A 19,051-nucleotide genomic window follows, 5' to 3' on the forward strand; every position below is an offset into this window, starting at 1 on the left:
CCTATAAACATATTTTTATACGCTCGAAATTAAAAATTGAGGGTCTTGACTTGATGAATGATAAATGATTGGTTCGGCTGCTCTGCCTCATGCGCTCCAGTGCGTTTTATTCTACTGGTGACTTGTTCGGGTTCATTATGTTTTTTCACATTTAAAATGGCGAGTTCCATGCCTTGATCTGTAGCCAATAACAACTATAAACAACCATTCAGAAAAGATTTTAGGGATTAGGGAGGTTTTAACCTCAATTTGAGGGTGGTATTTGAAATGCGACCCTTTGGGTTGTCGTCACTTTTGACGATAAGCCAATTACCCCTTTTAAGGGTGAATAAAAGGCAGCATTTAAAATCTATCCATTCATGATTTTTAAGGTGAACGCAAATTTGCGTTTTGTGATATGAGATTATCCCACTTCACTAAATAATTGATTTAATACCAAAGCTCAAAATTGAGCCTTGTAAGTCTTTAACTTTCTTTAACCTCAATAATTAACTTTTAATATAAGAGTTAAAAGACAAAACTTGTAAATCAATAACTTAATCAATATCAGCTTTAACTTTTAACCTAAAACAGAATTTTTTTTATAAGTGAGATGGTGGGCGGTCTAGGTACTGGCAACTCATGAAAGATAGCAATACCACCACCCCAAAAATGTGCTTATAGTTTATTAATATCGTCAAAAGAAACGAGCTTTCAATCATTATGATTTTAGTGATAGATCAACTTGGTCACATTTAGAATCTCAGCAAGTTAAACCTCAATGGTTAAAATGACCATGCAGATACTAAAAAGCTCCTCATGTTTAAGGAGCTTCTTTTTTTTTAAATTAACTGTAATACATCCGCCCGAACTTCGACTATCTCCCGATCTGCACCGCTTTGATCTTTCCATTTCCGTGTCCTTAAACTGCCCTCAATATAAACCTTACTGCCTTTTTTAAGGTACTTGCCTGCAATCTCTGCCAATCGGTTATTGGTACTGATTCGATGCCATTCGGTGTGTTCTTTACGTTCTCCAGTGGTTTTGTCTTTCCATTGCTCAGTCGTTGCTATGCTGAAATTGGTAATACTGCCACCATTGGGGAAATTCTTTGTTTCAGGGTCACGACCTAAAACGCCCATTAAAATAACTTTGTTCACATTTGGCATTGTTCTAAATCTCTTAAATTCTTTCTTATCTATCAAATCGTGGCTTAATGGCTTAACGATTAATTACTATGTGCCAATGAGTTACCCCCATATTTTTAAGAAATACATTTACGCCGTTAAATGTGTCATAACAAAGGTGGTAAAAATATCCGTCATCATCTTTACCAATTGTCATCACTTGAGCATTAAGAGGTAGTACATCACCATCTTTTAATCTTTTCCAACTATCTGTTGGATAACCAAAGTTATCATTCATTAATTTTAAGAACTCTGTTCTTGTCGTATTTTTCATATCTTGTATGCCTTAATTTTTTTCACTTCTAGGAAATCGTGCGATTTTGCGATTTTATAGCCGTATCGCTTGTATAGCTTGCCTCTTGGTGTCGGAATCCATTTGCGATTTATTGCGACTTTGCGATTCATAATTTAGATTTTCATCATCGCTACCCTACGAATCGCAACGTGTCGCAACCGAATCGCAGGCTAATTGCGACACTAAAAGCCTTGCTATTAGAGGCTTTCATCCTAAAAATCGCAGAATCGCAGCTATTCTAACAATAAAGGATTTAATTCTATGTATTGTGTCTTGTTAATCGTAACCAATCTGACATAGTTATGATTAATCAATGTGTCTAAATAGCGGTTAAACTCCTTAACTGTTCTTAGTTTTGATGGCGCACCCTTTAAAGCTAAAGTCTTAGAAAATAGGTTGCTTTTATCTTCCATACACTTATCAATCAAATAACGTGCAAGACGCTCCGCCTCACTTTCTGTTTTGATTTCAATATCTGTATAGCTTGCCCATTCGTTTAATGAATGATTTACAACCTCACTAGCTCCCTGTAAGGTTTTGGCATCAATCCACTGCGCCCCCTCAAAATAAGCGAATACAGTAGCTAAACGCCGTGCTAGTTGGCTTGCTCTGCTTGCGAATGCCTGCAAGTATTCAAAACGCTTTCCTCTCTTTTGTAGTGCTTCGATTTGATTATAAAACTCTATATCTATGGCTTCTGCTTCTTCACTCATAGGCATAACGAAACGCCCATTATGTAATTCATGTTCAGGCTTTAGATGAGGGCAGTCATCGAGTAGATATTCGCAACGTGTCCAGTAAGCTATAAGCCTATGGTCAATGCTTGCATTCTTATTTCTATGAATCGCATCCTGTAAGCGTGTGCCTGCAAGGTTTTCGGGTACGGTTAAAATAAATCTAGGTAAAAAGCCTTGTCCTCTTAACACTGGGTCTTTTAATGCACTGGCTAACACTTCATGCTGCCCCTGCAGGTTAAATGTAGCTCTCACATCATAAGCACGACCGCTACCATTTAAGTTTGACTTAGATCGAGTACGCTCTATAAAACCGTCATCAAATAACTTGGCATAGCCTCCTAGTGCTTGGTTCCGTGTATCGGCTTTCATTGTATGACCGCCAAAGAATTGACCTGCTTCATCACTGGAAATTGAAGCATTACTTAAAATGCCGTCAATGTATAAGCCTGCAATTGATTCAAGCGTAATATCTGTGAATATTGTACTTGGGTCATTGGGTGGTGGGTTCTCAGCACAATAAGCCTCACGGTCTTTTTTACTCAATGATGCCTGTCCGCTTTTCCATTGCTCTAGGTCACGGCGATATTCTTCATATTGCTTACGCTCATGTTTAATAATGGCTTGATCTGCTAGGTTCTTACTTGTGCTTTTACGGCTTCCACTTTGACCCTCAGTAAGTAAAAACAAACTGCATGGCTCGCCTTGTGTTTGGAACGGATGAGGGGCATTTACTTTGGCTTGTGCAATATGTGATAAAGCACCAATAACACATTGGGCAGTCATGGCAATGGGCGACTGCACATGCTCTGATATGGCTTGCACTGCCTCTTTTGCCAGTGGTGGTAAAGCATCAATAGGGTAAGGTTTTATCACTATGTCATCTTGTGCCAATGGTAATAATTCGCCCCATAAAGTCGGCTTATTTAATTGCTCTATCGCTTCATGAATAAATGCCTGTACTTCGGCATCGTCATTTTCTTTAATCAGTTCAGTGAAAAACTCATTTTCGCCATATTTCAAATATTGATTTAGTAAACAGACAGTCGTGTTTTGCTCAAGCTGTTTAAATGGCTCAAGCTGCATCTGTTCAGGTCTGACAGGCATGTATAACTGTTGATAGCCTGCCTTAGATAACTGCTGAATAACATATTGTATTTGCTCAAAATCAAACGTCTTGAGTTCCGTTAATTTCTTACTGGTGAGATTAGGCAATATCACCAATACAACGGAAAACGGCTGTAATGGTGGTTCAAAACTAATGGCAATACTGGAGGCAAGTTTAAAAAATGCCTCTAAGTTATGGGTGATGATTACAGGTTTATCTTTCTGCATTTCACCATAGCAAGCAAAGCCTTTTGCTAAACCATCAGGTATGACTTGAATACGTTGTTCATTCTGCAATACGGCGCATTGTACAAGCTTAAGCTGTCCATTGACGATAGGTAGAATCAAAGGCTGTTCATAGGTCACGCCGTTAATGTCTACCTTGCATTGATCGACATAGATCGGCTGTGATGGGCTGCCAAAGCGTTCAATGATGGGGTGGTTTAAATATGTGTCATCCGATGGATTAAGCAACGTACAATTTGCTAGAATCGAATCGGGTTTGATGGTGGAGGTGGTGATATTCATAGTGTCACCGCCTTTTTATTTGCTTCGTATTCTTCTCTGAATTTTTCAGCTTCTTCTTTATGATAACAGCAACGATCTTCTGCTAAATATACAAACATTTCTAAGACTTTCTCTAGGTCTGAAAAATGGTATTCAGCATTTGGATAGCGAGCCATTAAATCTTTTTTAACTTGTTTAACTTTGAGTTGCACATCTGATAGGGCGGTACTCATCCAGTCCATATCGCACTCAGCCATTGAAGCTAAATCACACATGTCACCAGCGTTATAAGTTTTAGGCGTGTTTGTAGTGTTGTTTTGTTTAGGCATGATTAATGCACTCCTTGTAGTTGGGGAGCTTCACAAATCACTGCTAAATGATTGGTGTGAAGCTTGAAAGGGTTAGCAGACAGGACTACAAGGTTTCCTGCACATCCGAAGATGTCCCTCCCAAGCTCCACATAAATATGCGGACGCATAGAGATATAACGCACAAAAAAGCCACTATGGAAAGTGGGCTGTACGCCTCGTAGTTTGTAGCCTGCTAAAGCTAACTTTGAGATTTTGCTCAAAGCCCGACAAATATAACTACGAAAGTTTCGTAGTGCAACAAGAAAAACAACAATAAAGTATTTTAGTGGTGCATCCAGTTTTGGATATACTCCCATAGGATTTAAAATACTGTCAGAATAAATGTGAGCAAATTTGCTCATATCTAAATAGATGCACTCAGATTTGAGCGTATCTAAGACTTGAGTTTTGGATTTAAAATCTATTATTGGATTCATACTTTCACCTACTGCACACGGTTAATATGAATGTCTGAATTAATCAAAATGCCGTCATTGGATAGCCCGATCTGTTGACGGTTGTCCATCATTTTTAATAACTGCTGTTCAGCTTCTTCAAAACTGATTCCAAAATGCTTGGCAATATCCTCTAGGCTATACATTGGTTCACCCTCATCGGTATATCCGCTTACTGGTGGCAGTAGGTTTAATTCTTTGGCTTTGGCATTCATTTCCGCTTTGATGTGTTCAGGCGTGTAATGCAAGGTCATCATAAAAGCCTGCTCAGTAATGGGATGATCTTCGCCGTACTGTTCAATCATGGCTTTATAGTGGTCAAAGGCTTTAAAAAACTCAGGGTCTACATGCTTAGTCATTGTGTATACCCTCAAAAGTTAGCTGTAAATTGTTTTTGCATGTTTCAATTCTTAGGTTTAAATCTTGCATTGAATAACGATGATTCACCAATCCAGTGCCATGAAATGACCCTTTAGCCTTTTGGGTCTTTGCCTGCATACATAAGCGGTTTAATTCTTCATAAGCGGTCTGTCTTGCTGAGTAACCGCCAGTCTTGCGAATGGTTGGCAATACTTCTGCAAATACCCAGTTTTGGAAATTTAATGCTTCCTTTTTGGTAGATCGGAAAACTATGCGATAAAGATTTTCCTCACTGATAAAAGTCAACTTTTGATTACCGCCATTTGTAAGGGTATACATTTCATGTACCCCCTTTGGATTTAACTTAAAACGGCTTGCTGTTGCGTTCTTAATCTCTAAGGCTTGACCAACATCAGGCAGACAAAATAAAGGCTGTCCATTTTCATCAAAGGCAACTCGAACGCCGTGTTCATTAAAATTAAAAATAGATGGGTTCATGCTTGCACCTCATTTAATTCATATCGAGCGTGTGTACCTTTGTTGTTTAAGTTCGGCTCTTGGTGGGTCACAATGTCATGACCTAAACGGCGTAAACGCTGAATAACAGCACTCAGGCGATAACAATCAAAGTGATGAATTGCCTCTGCTTGGCTCAAGGTTTTACCTTGTTTGAGGTGGGCTAAAACTTGGGTTTGATGGTTTGTACTCATGTTGCTGTACTCCCTATTTTTATTGCATCCAAAAGGGTAGAAAGGTGGTGCATTGCCTGCTGCTCTGTATCAAGCATTTGAATCACTTGCTTAGGTGATATATGCGTAGTTTTAAGGCGAGTTGGTCGGATATATTCAGCTAAGGCATCAATGCGTTTTTTAACAAGCTCGGTATATTCCATAGCCTCTGTAAAACATGATTTAAGGTTACGCTCATAGAACGTATCGAGTACGCCGTATAGATCGTCCAGTGATGCAGATACCGTTTTTAATTGATCATGATTAATTGCTGTAACTAAATCACGGTTATAAACGTCCTTTTGGATGACATTTAATTGACGACTGGCAGTTAAACCAATGGCTTTGATTTGATTTTTAGTCATGGATTAAGCCTCCATTACAGCAAGGCTTTTCATTTGATTGTTATGCCATTCGATTAATTGGGCATAGTCAAAATAGACAGGTGCTTGGCGTGTTGTACCTGCCTTGTATGGTTTCGGGAATGTTGGGTCATTCAACGTGAGTTCACGCAAAGTATTACGCTTAATACTTAATAACTCGCATGTTTGATTGAATGTAACTCGGATAGGTTGCATGTGCATAGCTCCACATAGTTGTATAACGTGGAGCTAGTATGTTTGTGATTTTAATCACTTTGTTCTAAATAGATTCTATTTAGAAGTCAATTAATTCTAGATAGGGAATTTAGAATCTAATTAGATTCTTTCGATTCAAATGCACTTTTAAATAATCTCCCACAAGTATCTTTATTAGGTAGTGGTAATTTATTATTCTTGGCAAATACATCCAATCTCTCATAAGCAGTCATGTGATTAGATAAATCCAAGCCAGCCTTTTCAGCTAAGGCTAATACTATTTTATTTATTGAATTTTCACGCTTAGGATGCAACCTAGAATCATGTTCTAAGTTATTTGTTCCGTTTAGATGTTTGCGGGGATGTTTGATTGTTGGCTCTCTACACTTGCCATCAAGCAATAACTGTAAATCTTCACCTAATATAAGACAATTATCCCTATGTATCTCTCTTTCAGATTGGAGGGTACTTATATCCTGACTACTTAAAGAAAAATCATCATTAAACCAAAAGGCTACTTTCCAATCATCATCTTCTTCATGTTCAGGAAATGAAAGATATTTTTCACGCATAGTGGCATTATGAATTGCATTATGCTTGTTTGAATAAAAAACAATATCATAAGCTTCTAAGGTTGATAACTCATCAAAGAATTGACAGCAATTAAAATCTTTTTCTAGCTCGCCACTTACTGCAAACTCAAGTGCATCAATAGAATAAACATTATCAAAATAAGTTTCATTAAGCTTAATGAGTGAATTAAAATAAATATCTTTCACTGAGCCACTATTTAAAATTAGAATCGACCCAGCCTCTTCAAGACTTCTAGCTACTGCGTCAACAGCCTTGAGATAATTTAATTTATTTAAATCATTAAAATCGTCAAAACTATCAAAGATTAAAACACCACTGCTACCATCTGAAAAACTAGGGTCTGCAAAAATTCCTAAACGTATGTTGCCTTTAATGCCTAAATGAAAAAAATAATCTTCGTTTACTTCCGTACAATCTAATCTCTCATTCAAAACCGCAGATGCTTCTTTTAATGTATAAAATATTTTTAGTGGTAAATTCATCTTTTGCCTCCCAAGCATCCCAATAAAATAACTAAGTCAATCGGATGGGTGTCCGACTTTCGCCCCGTCAGGCTAGACTTAGCAAACTGAATATAAACGATAAAAAGTTAAATAAGAATATATAAGGCTATTTAGTACGACATATTACGGCGTATTCGTCATACGATCTATTTCATCTGCCCACCACTGCATCATTCCTATACGCTCCTCAAAATGTGCGCCTTTGTCATATACCCCTTTCACGCCTTTTTTCAGGTGTGCCAAACACGCTTCTACAACCTGCTCTTTATCACTGAATTTATTATTTAACTGTGTACTGGCGATATGTCTAAAACCATGTGGGTTTTGTCGCCCTTGATAACCTAGACGGTTTAAAGCCTGATTGAATGTATTATCTGACACTGGCTCGGTTAGACTACCCCTCCCTGCAAACAATAGATTTGATTCAGTTCGATACGTTTCTAATTCTTTTAACAGCTTAATTGCTTGTTTAGGTAAAGGTACTGCATGAGCAATATCCTTTTTCATAATTTCGGCTGGCTTAATCCATACAGCTTGATCAAAATCAAATTGTTCCCAAGTGGCATACCTTAGCTCTACAGGACGAGGGAATAACAAGGCAAATAGTTCCAAACCGATTGCCATATCTCTTTTAGGGTATCTTCTAATCGCATGGATCAAAGATGGAAATTCGTTCATTTCAACAAATTTCATATTACCGCCGTTATTCTTGTCTAAATGCCTAGTGATACCCTCTAGTGGATTAAAGACAATTTTCTCTTGGAACTTAGCCCAATCATAAGCATTACGGACATACGAGGTTAATTTCTCAACTTGGGTATATATTCCTAAATCACGTTGCAAGCCCTGAAAAAAATCAAACCATTCTTTTGGTGATATGGCTGTAAAATCCCTTTCTCCAAACGCTGGTATGATGTGGCGTTTGATCGACTTCACTGCCTTATCATAAGTGTCAGTCCCCCAATTGGATTTTTTAGTATCTAACCAGTCAAACATTAAAACTTTGAAACGTAGATTTTCATTTTCTATATTTTGTTGTTTAACCATATTTTTGGTCGTTAATGATTCGCCGTTAGAAATCTTTTCGGAGAACTCAGCAGCTTTCTTTCTCGCTAAAGCTCCTTTTATAGTTGGATAAGTACCAAGCCCAAGCCATGACCATTTACCGTTGTCTTTTTTATAGCGAAATAGCCAAGCCTTTTTGCCATTGGGTTGTACACGAAAATATAAGCCATTGCCGTCAAGCTCCCGATATTCTTTGTCTTCGGGTTCTAAACTATCTAGAACTGTATCGGATAAAGGTCTTTTCTTAATATCTTGTCTTTTCACACTCACAACCTTGTACACTGAGTTAAGGTAGTCTTTCAGTGTACACCACTGTGTACACGGATTCTATTGCTATATGAGTTTAAGATAGGTTATAAGAGGACATAAAAAAGCCCTGAACCGTTATAATTCAAGGCTTTAATATACATATAAGACTATATAAGTTTATACGATTTTAGGAATTTGGTAGGTTTAACCAGATTCGAACTGGTGACCTCTACGATGTCAACGTAGTATCTTTCAAGTAAAAACAATGACTTAATTTAATTTGACGTAATTTTGACGTAAACACAGAGTTATCCACAAGCCTTTTGATTCTTGTGTAAGATCATTTTACCATTTATTTTATAAAGTCAAAGAGAAAAATTGCGAAACAAAAAATGGAAACATGGCTTTACCACTACCTAAAATTCAACCTTAAATTTGCTAAACCGTTTTTTAAATATCACGGCTATGGCGTGATGAATCCAATGTTTGTATTTCATGCTGATATTGATAAGTATGCTGTGACGAAAGTAAGGAGTTAACCGTTTGTCGGTAAATTAAAAATAATGCTTGCCTTGTGACTAGTCACAATATATTATTAAGACATACCAAGGGAGCGCAACATATGAAACTATTTCACACAAGCCCAAGAGAAATTACAAAAATTGACCGCTTTGGAACTTTTGATGATTGTTTATTCTTCTCAGTAGAGCCTTATTCAATGTCAGCAGGCGAAGTAATCACTTATTCAATTGATGCTGAAAACATGAGCTTTGTTAATGCCAGCGACTTGGCTGATGATGAAATCGTTGCAGAGATTTCGGAACGTTTCGATATTGACTTAGATGATGCTGAAAGTCTTTTGGATGGTTCTGATAGTGTTTGGAATCATGATTTTGCTGATGCTGAGAATGATTGGTATATTCAAGCAAAACGTGGCGAATGTGCTAAAAAAATGGGCTTTGATGGTTGTTTAGATGAAGATGAGCAAGGTGGTGTTTATATCATTCCTATGCTTGGGCGTGAATCAATTTTAGTTAAGGAATAGTGAAATGGCTCAAACAGCAGCAGAGCGTAAAGCAAAGGAACGTGAAGAAAAGAAATCCTTAGGTATGACCCAAAAAGCTATTTGGCTCTTACCTGAAACTATGAAAATAATTGAAGCGTATAAAGACAAGTTTAATGCTACAGATGAAGAAGCAATAAATGAGTTGATTAAAAAGACACTTAATTAACACACTGCACACAAACAGTCACATGAACTTTTGTATCAATCGAATGAGCTGTGCAACTTGAGAGTAAGATGCACAGTAAAAATAAAGGCAGTTTCATTAGACTGCCTTTTCAAATAATTTACGTTCAGCAGCACGCCGATTCACAAGACCTTTCATTACTTTGCCGCCCGCCTTGCTCCAAACATCAAATTGAGCAGCTGCACCCTTATAGTCACCTGCATTCAATTTTTTGAGTAATGTAGATTTCTCAAAAGCACCTGTTCCAATGTTGTAAGCCAATGAAACCAAGGCATCGAATTGATTTTGATTTAAAGCAACAGTTACTTTATTTACAGCAGCTTCAAATTTTTTAAGATCAGATACCATGTATTTTTTGGCTTGCTCAAGTGTGCACGTATCGCCTTTTTTGACTTTCACGCCATTGATGACAGTTGTGCCATATCCGATGGTCCATACACCAACACCGTCGTCATAAGCATTCAAGCGTAGACCTTCAAAAGAACAAATTAGGTCAATGCCTGTGGCGCTTGTGGTTTTACTGGATACGGATTTATTTTTTTTCAAAGAATCAATCAGCTCGTTTATCTGATTGACTTGATTTTTATTGAGCGATCCACCTGCAATTTGACGAAAAATATTGAATAGATTTTCTAGATTAGCTCCTGTACTTGGTGTGGCAGTAAATTTTTGGATTTGGTGCAATTCAGGTTGGTAGATTTTCTTACCAATAAATCCTAAAACCACCATCACAACACCCGTAATAAATGCATGATATTCTTCAGGAATTAACTTAAAATCTATTGCCCACTGCAAAGCTGGTATAACAACAAGCAATAAAAAAGCTCCCAATGCAGGGAGCTTTACGGAAAGATATTTCCACGCATTTTGATCAATCAATTTCATTTTTTAACTCACTCTTTAAATCATTCATTCGTTGTTTATGCTTGGCTTCATACATTTCAATTTCATGTAACTCTTGTTCGCGCTTGTCTTTGCGTTTTTGAAATTGACGATTTGATAAAAAGTTCATAAAGCTAATAATTAAGCCCGCCAAACCAATACCAACACCAATTAAAAACCCCCAATCCAATGCTGCCGCCCAAGACACCAATGTGACCCCTGTGCCTGTTGCTGTTGTTACTTTTCCCGCAATTGCTGCTGAGGTTTCTGCAACTGCGGCTGTGGTTTCTGACATCGGTTTCTCCAAGTTTTTTGGCAATAAAAAAACGCCCTACTGGGCGCTTATTTGTTAAGTTTTAAACTTCTATTTGAACAACCTCACCTGCAGGTGCAAGTCGTTTAATCTCTTGATTTGATACAAAAACTCGATCATTTAGTTTGTACACTGTGCTACTTGTGCACATCACAAGACCAGAATCATCTGCAACTAAAACCTTATAATTTGGATGATTTACACTGGTAATTGTGCCGACGAATTCAGGTGCTTTTGGCATCAAATCAATTAAACGCTGTAAAACATTACTCATTGAGAACACGCTCCACAGTTAAGTTTTGATTGACTACAGCATGCGTAAATGACACTGAAACACTCTCTACAATGCCCCACCATTCTGCATTAAATGCAATGACTTCACCTGGTAAGCATTCCCCAACATCTTTTTGCACAGGAATTTCCAAGCTATGCGTTTCGATCATCCCTGCTTTTGCGAGTAACGCTTTGCCATAGCTGCCCATAGATACTGCTGTAAACAGTGGATTACTGACTGTTTCTTGCAGTACATCACCTGCGGTACCTGTACGCTTCACTTGCCCTGTAAAACCTGTGCGGTCATTTGTCAGAGTTACGCCATTGTAGTCAGGATAAGGCTCATAATCGGTAGATTGGCTTGTCACTAGGCTTTCGGGAAGTAGTCGATCATAGTCATCGAATTGCATTGCATCCCAAAATGTCTTTTTGTGTTTGGGTCGAATGCTTAATGTGTTAGAACCCTTTTCACTATAAACAAAGCCACCACCTGCTTCTGCAATTTGTTTAATGGTTGCGATTGGGGTCTGATTGGCATAGCTCAGGCTGTTTGTTGGCACGATCCAACCAAGCTCATCAATTAGTTGCCAATTTAATTGTGTATCACTATTCACTCGATCCAATTCAGCTTGTACGAGTTGTACAGATGTGCGCTCATTCTCTTGTAAAAATGAGCGTGTGGGCGAATAAGGTGCATCAAGTAATGCAGTTTGACTGCGCCCTGTCAGTGTCCAAACATCTTCAGCAAAACGTCTTGAGCGACTGCGATTTTCAAGCAACAGGTGATGAATATTGTCATTCACTTGGATTTTGAGAATTACAGGTTGCGCATTGATTGGTTCAAGTTTAGCAATCTCGGATGCAGGTACAGTTAAGTTGTAAGACCAGCACCACTGGCTGCGGCTTGTATTGTAGCTGCCATCAATGACCTTTATTTGCTCACCATTGTCTAGACGGCTAACTTCTACTTTATTCACGATATACCACCAATTTCGAGGCGCAAGTCTCGGTATGCAGTCCTCATCACCAAAATTCAAAACAACATTGTGCGAATCCACTTCATGTAGTAAGCAGATAAAATTAAGATCGGTTGACCCACTATATTGAGGGATTTCAGGTTGTGGCCAAGGTAGAACTGGATGCTTGCGATAATAAATTGAATGCGCTTGTTGCCAAGGAATGTTTGATTTAGTGATGAGCTCTAAGCCTTTATCCCAACTAAAACCAATCCTTTTTTCAAAAACATGAGCGACTTGATGCGAAAAAGTAAACTGCTTGCGCTTTCTTACCAATTCATCCCAATGATTGTTGCGCTGAATTCTTAATTTTTTGCTTTCATCAAACAATACATTGCGAGTAATAACGCATTTTTCAGCATGATTCCAAGACACACTTTTTGCAGCATTTAAACCTGTAATTTCTTCAAAGGCTGCCCGAATATCGCGTTGTAAAACCTGTGTTTGCTCATATTGATTTGAAATATAACGACTCAGACTTTGCGCTTGCTCAAAATAAAAAGCGCTATTTTGCGCTCTAAAAATCGGCTTTGACCAAGATGCTTTTACAGCACTTAGATTTGGAAAAGCGCTTTGAAATCCCAAATCGCTATTTAGTGTCACACCCACGATATGGTTAATATCAAAAGTACCCACAGCATCAAAAGCAAATGAAGTGTTAATATGGATATTTGCTGCACCATGTACATCAATTGGTGGCTCAACTGTTCCAATCGCCCTAAATCTAAATGATGTATCAATGCTGATGTTTGCGTAATTAAACCCATCTTCGGCACCGAAATTTAAGACCAAATTGTGAGAATCAATTGGCTTTAATTCTTGGGTGAAATTTAGAACAACATTTAAGGCATCTGGTGGTGTGTAGTCAGACATTTACCACCTCATTTTTAAAGCTGTGGGCTTAAATAAATCACATCAAGTTTTGTACTTGATCCTATGACGATGTCATGATTATCTAAAACAATATCCATTCCAATCCCTACATCAATATCAACAACAGCAATTCCTTCACCATTAAATAATCTTGCCCATTGTGCAGTACCAGATTTGGTTGCAATACCTGCATTTGTTGGGTGTAACTCAATATTGCTTTCATTTACTGCTTTGGTACATGGTTTTTGAAGTTCTAGCGCTAAAAGTTTTGCTGAGCTATTTGCATTAACACTCACTGATGTGGGTTTAACATCATCATAAAAAATAAGGGTAGCATTTGCGCTACCCTGATCCAGAAAATTTGCTGTTGCTTGCAGCATGGCTAGGCTTGTCTGTAAAGATGGTTTACTCATTTCGGCACCACGTTATCTTGAATGACTGCGTTAAATTGAGATGCTGGGTGATGGGCAACAATAAAGAATCTGGCTTTTATTAAGTTTAGAAACTTGTAATTCCCAAATTCATCTGTTGCAACATCTGCTATCAATCGCCCTGTACTTTTTTCAAACAAGCGAACACGACAAGGGATATTGTTACCCAATTCTTTCACCTGCCCTTTGATTGAATACTCCCCATTCTCTATAGGGTCGCTATTAGGATTTCTAATACTAACTATACCGCCGCCAACTACCACATATTCTGTCATAGCTCACCTATTTTCAAAACGATTTCACCAGGGGTATTACCACTACTTACTGTGCAAAATTTAGCAATAAATACACTGCCATCACGCACAAATATCTGATAATCATTAAAAGGCATCACTTGAGCTAAGGCATAGATACCAATAAGCCCGCCTCTAATATTTTTTATGTTGCTAGAAAAGGGAGTTAGACTTTCATCAAGCGAAATTGGGTAAATAGGGACTTTATCAACACTGCCCAACAGGTAGCTTGTACGTCCAGAGAGATAACTTGTGTTAGTTATTTGATATGCTGCTCTAGCAGTCGCATAACTACTTATCTGCTCAATTGGCTTAAATAACAAAATATTAGAAACACTATTTGAAGATATACCGCTCATAGAGCCAATGGAGGCATTGCTATTTGCCGCTACATCCCTTATAGAAGCACTTAGAAAAGTATTACTCACATCATCATTATAATAACGCTCAAATACGCCAAAACCATACGGGCTTGCTGCCTTACTAGCATCTGTTTCCGTATCTGGAGTGATGCAAGGTAAAATATAGAAATAATCTTTAGTACCTACTAAAAGCCAATTACGATTACCAGCAGTTATAGTGAAAGTATCATTTACACTACCTAAATTATTAGTTCTCGTATAATACCATCTCGCCCACCCATTGATTACACTTGTACCACTTCCTGTTGCCACCCAGTTTTTATCAGGATTTGTTGAATCATACGGCGCTTGCACCCCAAGCATTGTATTAATATCAGTCATATCTTCAACAATTCCAACCTTTGCGTATTTCGCATAAGTTGCTGTGTATGCAGGATCTAGCTCATCAACAACACGTAAAAAAGGGCGGCTCGGCAATAGTGGGTTAGTGGAGCGATATGCTGCTTTCCCACCTGTGCCACTACTATGCTTGCTGCTAAAAGGTTTCTCCCATCCCAATGGCGGTAGCGAGCAAACAATTGTGCCTGTGGCTTGTGTTACTGTTGCCGTATTTGCGAGTTCAAGAGTAAATGAATTCGCATTTGGCACAGATAAAATTCGATGCTCACCGTTAAACTCGGATTGGTTTGCACCTGTGATTTTAATGACTTGGTATTGCATCAAATTATGTGCGGCACCGAAAGTCACAGTGACCACCTTGCCTGCGGCTTTAAGCGTCGAAACGGATTGAGCACCAAAACCATTAATTAGACACGCATCTAGCACATCAATCATGCAGCCAAAATTATTGGTCAGTTGCGGAGCATTGGTATTTGTATGCACATAAAACTTGATATCTGTACTTGCGACCATTTTTATTTACTCATAAAAAAGACCGCTCAAAGCGGTCATAAAATTCATTTAATACTCAAACAACGCGATCAATATCACCACGTAACATGATTTGGAATTGATCCGAAATTTGACTTGGTTCTGATTGTTTTACAGTACGAATACACCAAATTGGGAACGTGGCTGCAATCGTATTGAAGCGTAAAACATTACCACTTACCCAACCTGCACCCCAGCCTTCTTTTTTCACGCTAAAGTATGGCGCACCTGTCACTGGGTTGATTGGCTCACAATCTGTATTCACAGTGCCTGTGCCAATTTGCCCAGATGTTTCGCCAATGATTCTAAAATTCGTATTGTCGGTGAACACCAACGCCCAACGCTCCTGTGCCGCGCCATTGTTGGTGACTTGAATTGGATATAATGCATCATTGTACTGTGCTGAAATTGCACCGCCCACAGCCGCATCTTTCCAGTCATTATTCCATGTTTGTTGCACAAACTTTCGAGTGTAGCGCGCTTGCATATCGCCAATCACTAACGCAGATCCAACAATCGAGTCGGCAGCACTGTAGTTGTGTGTTACAGGCTTAGTGAATGTCACTTGCCCATTAATTTGCACATCCTTGATTAAACCCATGTCTTGATAGCGATATTTTGCAGACAAAGGCGGAATCAAAGCATTTAAAGCAAAGTCACCGCTTAGCGTGAATTTTCCGTAATCATAATCTACAACATACATGTCATAAGGCACTTTGGTGCCAGCACTATCTTGTAACTCGCAATACGCAATCCGCTGGTCATCCAATGTATAGGTTTTACCCGCAACATGATCAGCCATTTGATACATTTTTGTCGCACTAATAATACCAATACCGCCTGCGCGAAAAATTGGAACGCGTCCATCAAGCGGTAAGCGTGTTGCAGACAAGCCAAGGATTTCAGGATCAAGCGGAATGTAGGTATAGGCAATCGCGTTATATCGAGCCGTTGAAGCGTCAACCCATACAGGCTTATTGATGTATGTTCTTGAGTTTTCAGTATATTCAAGCAATGCATCGTACCAATCCTTACCCATAATCTCATCACGATTACTATCCGTGATTTCGGTTTTTGAGTAAAAATAAATAACTACAGTGCCATTAATATAATTCACAAAACCATGTGCAAAAGGCGTTTCAATAATGCCGTTTTCATCTGCACGCAAGGTCAGTTGACCATGCTCGATTGTAGGCACAACAACAGTTAATGACTGCGGACGAATCGGGATAATCGGTGTTCTAAATGAAACATGACTGATTGGCGGTATATCTGTTGTCGTTGTTAGTGATTCAAGTGTAATCTTGTTGTCTGCACCTGCAAGCCACGAATCAATATTGATTTCGCCATTACCGTAATTCACTTGACCCGCTAAAACACCACTGCCATTCGACATATCAATGTTTTTATAAAGCGTTCCTGTCCTGTCGATAAACACTTCATTGCCAAGTTTAAAGCGCACAGAACTTGATAAAATCTGTTCACTAAAACCATAGGTTAAATCGAATTTGAGTTTCTCTGCTTCAACTGAAATTATGCCTGAGTTTTCATCTGCACTATCTCGATAGTTTGCAACGATGCCATCGGTTTCACCAATAGCTTGATATGTTGTTGTCGCAAGCGCAACATTGCTTATATCACTTTGATAAATAGTCATATTACCCTGCTCATACCCACTTTAAATTCGCCCAAGGGTTAACTTTTGGCTTGTATTCTGTTACTGGAGTTGCTTGTGGTGGCTGTGGTTTTGGTTGATTCGGCTTTATTGTTGCGCTAATTGAAACAAGGCTTTTTTCAGATGCGCTTGCTGTAATAGGCGCTTTTTCATAAAAATAGTTTGATGATATTTTTGGAGTAACAGCAACTGCGCCTGTGGAATAGTTAATTGTGCCTTGATTGTTTCCAAACGCATCAATTAGCCCCCCTATTCCGTTGTCAGTAACAACTAAGACGGCTGTCCTTCCGTTAGGTGCTTTAACGGGGATTTCTAGCGATATAGAACTAGGTTGCAAAGCTGCGCCTGTACCCACCGTGAATGCAAGCTGACCACTACCATCAGGGACAATCTTCGGAATATCTTGCGTAACACCATTGCCATATTTGAATGAAAAATTAAACACTGTGCCTTTGTGTGGGAGTTTGTTCGGCACAATAAAGCCTTTTCCCGTTGCAAGGCTCATTAAGCCTGTTGCGTCACCACTGAATTGACCTAGATTATTGCATGTCGCTGTTTTTTCAGAACCATCCAACATCCATTTAACAGTCACGCCGCTTTTAATCCCTGTCTTGTCTAATTCAAACTCAACCTTTGCAGGTAATACAGGCAGATTCGAGCGTGTAAAAGTCGCAATAGGTGTTCCCCATAACAACATGATCGGAGAATCAACATCAGGTAAAGCACCGCAAGTTAACACCCATGACCCTGTTTCATAATCAATCATTCCTGAGCCGAATGAAGTGTTTGCGCCCTTTAACTGCCCTGAACCATCATCTTTAAGTTCATAAAACTTGCCTTGCGACATATATGACACAGACAAAGCGCTAGGTGTAGGCGTTGGCGTTAAAACCCCTGTCCAATTCATGCTTTGATTGTTTTGAGTAACAGGCAATGAGTAGCTATGAAAATATTGTTTTGGAGTTGCAGCAGGGGTAAATGAAATCACCAGAGTAGTCGAACCTGTACCTGCTGATGCAGTCCATTGAATCAATCCTTTTTGGTAATCAATTGTGCCTACCTGTGTACCTTGACTGTTTTTAAGTAATCCACCTTGGTCAGTAATCTCTTGACCAAATAGCGAGAACGATACAGTTTTCGGCATTATGCTTGAGCCGATATATAAGCTTTGAGTTGTTCCCACCGTTGTTGAAAAACTTGCTGTAATCTTTCCATTATTACCTGCAACTAGCGTAATGCTTTCACCTGCCACGTTCACATCAATAATCGGGGTTTCAGACTGAGCAGCAGGAATCAACTGAGTAAACATACTCTTTGCATTGACTGTATATGTACCCACATTTACATCGTCAGCAACACCTGTGCTTGAATAATAATTGCCTGTGTCTGCAACCAATGTTTCACGTAAAATCGAAGTAGATTTTTGTCCGCTGTACCATTGCTTAACCGATACTCCAACAAAATCCATAAGCAGTGGGTCATTCAAAGTATAGGTAGCAACTTTATATTCGACCTCCTTATTATCAATGATCATTTTACCAATGCGCGTTTCAACTTTTGTGATACGCACGTATTGCTCAAACTCTAAAGCACCACCTTCATTAGAAATAACCACGAATGAATCGCCCACACTCAGCTCCGTTTCACTCGGAAACATCACCGTTTGCATAATCTTCATGCCTTTCCAATGGGTATCGAGAGGCAAACCAACTGCTTGACCGCCCTTTGCCAGATAGCTTTCAACACGGTTTTGCGCACTTTGGCGCTCGTCTGTCCAATCTTCAGTACTGAACAGTGTTGCCGAAACGTTTGGATCTTCAGGTAGTTCAGAAATAAATACCGTAGCACCCATCAAGGTGTCAGTATCATTGGTGGTCACAGCGGGGAAAATCTTCCGCATCGACACATCGCCCATCGTACGATCAAGTTCTGAAATATCATTGAATAAATTATTACTTTGACCATCGATAAGCTGTTGACCTGAGTACTTGCCGCCACCGTCAGTTGTATCAGTTAAACGTTCAGACTTATAAATGACAAGGTTATTGGTTTCAATTGGCAT

At 38.9% G+C, this 19,051-nt stretch carries 22 protein-coding genes, 1 tRNA gene and 1 pseudogene; 2 read left to right on the forward strand and 22 right to left on the reverse strand.

Annotation, left to right across the window (positions count from 1 at the left end; translation table 11 throughout):
• Window positions 1–824: 824 nt before the first annotated feature.
• The 13 genes and pseudogenes from ssb to G0028_RS11320 all read right to left on the reverse strand — a co-directional run.
• Window positions 825–1,148: pseudogene (ssb, locus tag G0028_RS11260) on the reverse strand (single-stranded DNA-binding protein); the annotation flags it as partial.
• A gap of 52 nt (window positions 1,149–1,200) precedes the next feature.
• Window positions 1,201–1,440, reverse strand: coding sequence for a hypothetical protein (locus G0028_RS11265; RefSeq protein WP_180113115.1), 240 nt, complete (start codon window positions 1,438–1,440; stop codon window positions 1,201–1,203).
• A gap of 254 nt (window positions 1,441–1,694) precedes the next feature.
• Window positions 1,695–3,830: a DUF3987 domain-containing protein gene (locus G0028_RS11270; protein WP_194088713.1), complete on the reverse strand. Its 2,136-nt coding sequence runs from the start codon at window positions 3,828–3,830 to the stop codon at window positions 1,695–1,697.
• Window positions 3,827–4,138: a hypothetical protein gene (locus G0028_RS11275; protein WP_180047852.1), complete on the reverse strand. Its 312-nt coding sequence runs from the start codon at window positions 4,136–4,138 to the stop codon at window positions 3,827–3,829. The genes G0028_RS11270 and G0028_RS11275 overlap by 4 nt, the downstream gene beginning before the upstream one ends.
• A 2-nt stretch (window positions 4,139–4,140) precedes the next feature.
• The gene (locus tag G0028_RS21085; protein WP_227554717.1) at window positions 4,141–4,596 is read right to left on the reverse strand and encodes a hypothetical protein; all 456 of its coding nucleotides are present in this window, start codon (window positions 4,594–4,596) and stop codon (window positions 4,141–4,143) included.
• Between the two features lie 8 nt (window positions 4,597–4,604).
• Entirely contained in the window at window positions 4,605–4,973 is a 369-nt protein-coding gene (locus G0028_RS11285; RefSeq protein ID WP_180047854.1) for a hypothetical protein, read from the reverse strand.
• Window positions 4,966–5,472: a Bro-N domain-containing protein gene (locus G0028_RS11290; protein ID WP_180047856.1), complete on the reverse strand. Its 507-nt coding sequence runs from the start codon at window positions 5,470–5,472 to the stop codon at window positions 4,966–4,968. Before G0028_RS11290 ends, G0028_RS11285 begins: the two co-directional genes overlap by 8 nt.
• Window positions 5,469–5,684, reverse strand: coding sequence for a helix-turn-helix domain-containing protein (locus G0028_RS11295; protein WP_180047858.1), 216 nt, complete (start codon window positions 5,682–5,684; stop codon window positions 5,469–5,471). Before G0028_RS11295 ends, G0028_RS11290 begins: the two co-directional genes overlap by 4 nt.
• Entirely contained in the window at window positions 5,681–6,067 is a 387-nt protein-coding gene (locus G0028_RS11300; protein WP_180047860.1) for a hypothetical protein, read from the reverse strand. Before G0028_RS11300 ends, G0028_RS11295 begins: the two co-directional genes overlap by 4 nt.
• 3 nt (window positions 6,068–6,070) lie before the next feature.
• Window positions 6,071–6,280 (reverse strand): helix-turn-helix transcriptional regulator, encoded by a 210-nt coding sequence (locus G0028_RS11305; RefSeq protein WP_180047862.1) that lies wholly within the window; start codon window positions 6,278–6,280, stop codon window positions 6,071–6,073.
• A gap of 116 nt (window positions 6,281–6,396) precedes the next feature.
• Complete coding sequence (locus G0028_RS21090; RefSeq protein WP_227554718.1) at window positions 6,397–7,356, reverse strand: hypothetical protein; 960 nt, start codon at window positions 7,354–7,356, stop codon at window positions 6,397–6,399.
• Window positions 7,357–7,500: 144 nt separating this feature from the next.
• The gene (locus G0028_RS11315) at window positions 7,501–8,706 is read right to left on the reverse strand and encodes a tyrosine-type recombinase/integrase (protein ID WP_180047864.1); all 1,206 of its coding nucleotides are present in this window, start codon (window positions 8,704–8,706) and stop codon (window positions 7,501–7,503) included.
• A gap of 181 nt (window positions 8,707–8,887) precedes the next feature.
• Window positions 8,888–8,995, reverse strand: a tRNA-Val gene (locus G0028_RS11320).
• 318 nt (window positions 8,996–9,313) lie between these two features.
• Here G0028_RS11320 and G0028_RS11325 point away from each other — a divergent pair.
• Window positions 9,314–9,736, forward strand: a complete 423-nt coding sequence (locus G0028_RS11325; protein WP_180047866.1) for a hypothetical protein — start codon at window positions 9,314–9,316, stop codon at window positions 9,734–9,736.
• A gap of 4 nt (window positions 9,737–9,740) precedes the next feature.
• The gene (locus G0028_RS11330) at window positions 9,741–9,923 is read left to right on the forward strand and encodes a hypothetical protein (RefSeq protein ID WP_180047868.1); all 183 of its coding nucleotides are present in this window, start codon (window positions 9,741–9,743) and stop codon (window positions 9,921–9,923) included.
• Window positions 9,924–10,019: 96 nt separating this feature from the next.
• Here the strand turns inward: G0028_RS11330 and G0028_RS11335 are convergent, their stop codons facing one another.
• From G0028_RS11335 to G0028_RS11375, 9 genes are all read right to left on the reverse strand, one after another.
• Window positions 10,020–10,616: a lysozyme gene (locus G0028_RS11335; protein WP_227554811.1), complete on the reverse strand. Its 597-nt coding sequence runs from the start codon at window positions 10,614–10,616 to the stop codon at window positions 10,020–10,022.
• A gap of 196 nt (window positions 10,617–10,812) precedes the next feature.
• Window positions 10,813–11,118, reverse strand: a complete 306-nt coding sequence (locus tag G0028_RS11340; RefSeq protein WP_130074588.1) for a hypothetical protein — start codon at window positions 11,116–11,118, stop codon at window positions 10,813–10,815.
• 61 nt (window positions 11,119–11,179) lie between these two features.
• Entirely contained in the window at window positions 11,180–11,410 is a 231-nt protein-coding gene (locus tag G0028_RS11345) for a hypothetical protein (RefSeq protein ID WP_180047870.1), read from the reverse strand.
• Window positions 11,403–13,298, reverse strand: a complete 1,896-nt coding sequence (locus G0028_RS11350; protein ID WP_194088714.1) for a hypothetical protein — start codon at window positions 13,296–13,298, stop codon at window positions 11,403–11,405. The genes G0028_RS11345 and G0028_RS11350 overlap by 8 nt, the downstream gene beginning before the upstream one ends.
• A 14-nt stretch (window positions 13,299–13,312) precedes the next feature.
• A complete protein-coding gene (locus tag G0028_RS11355; protein WP_180047902.1) occupies window positions 13,313–13,711 on the reverse strand; it encodes a hypothetical protein in 399 nt (132 codons plus the stop codon).
• Window positions 13,708–14,004 carry a carboxypeptidase regulatory-like domain-containing protein gene (locus G0028_RS11360; RefSeq protein ID WP_180047904.1) on the reverse strand — a complete coding sequence of 99 codons (297 nt, stop codon included), beginning with the start codon at window positions 14,002–14,004 and terminating at the stop codon, window positions 13,708–13,710. The genes G0028_RS11355 and G0028_RS11360 overlap by 4 nt, the downstream gene beginning before the upstream one ends.
• Window positions 14,001–15,296 carry a hypothetical protein gene (locus tag G0028_RS11365; protein ID WP_180047906.1) on the reverse strand — a complete coding sequence of 432 codons (1,296 nt, stop codon included), beginning with the start codon at window positions 15,294–15,296 and terminating at the stop codon, window positions 14,001–14,003. The genes G0028_RS11360 and G0028_RS11365 overlap by 4 nt, the downstream gene beginning before the upstream one ends.
• Before the next feature lie 55 nt (window positions 15,297–15,351).
• Complete coding sequence (locus G0028_RS11370; RefSeq protein ID WP_180047908.1) at window positions 15,352–16,971, reverse strand: hypothetical protein; 1,620 nt, start codon at window positions 16,969–16,971, stop codon at window positions 15,352–15,354.
• 10 nt (window positions 16,972–16,981) lie between these two features.
• Window positions 16,982–19,051: a hypothetical protein gene (locus G0028_RS11375; protein ID WP_227554719.1), complete on the reverse strand. Its 2,070-nt coding sequence runs from the start codon at window positions 19,049–19,051 to the stop codon at window positions 16,982–16,984.

Source organism: Acinetobacter piscicola, assembly GCF_015218165.1.
Lineage (GTDB): Bacteria > Pseudomonadota > Gammaproteobacteria > Pseudomonadales > Moraxellaceae > Acinetobacter > Acinetobacter piscicola_A.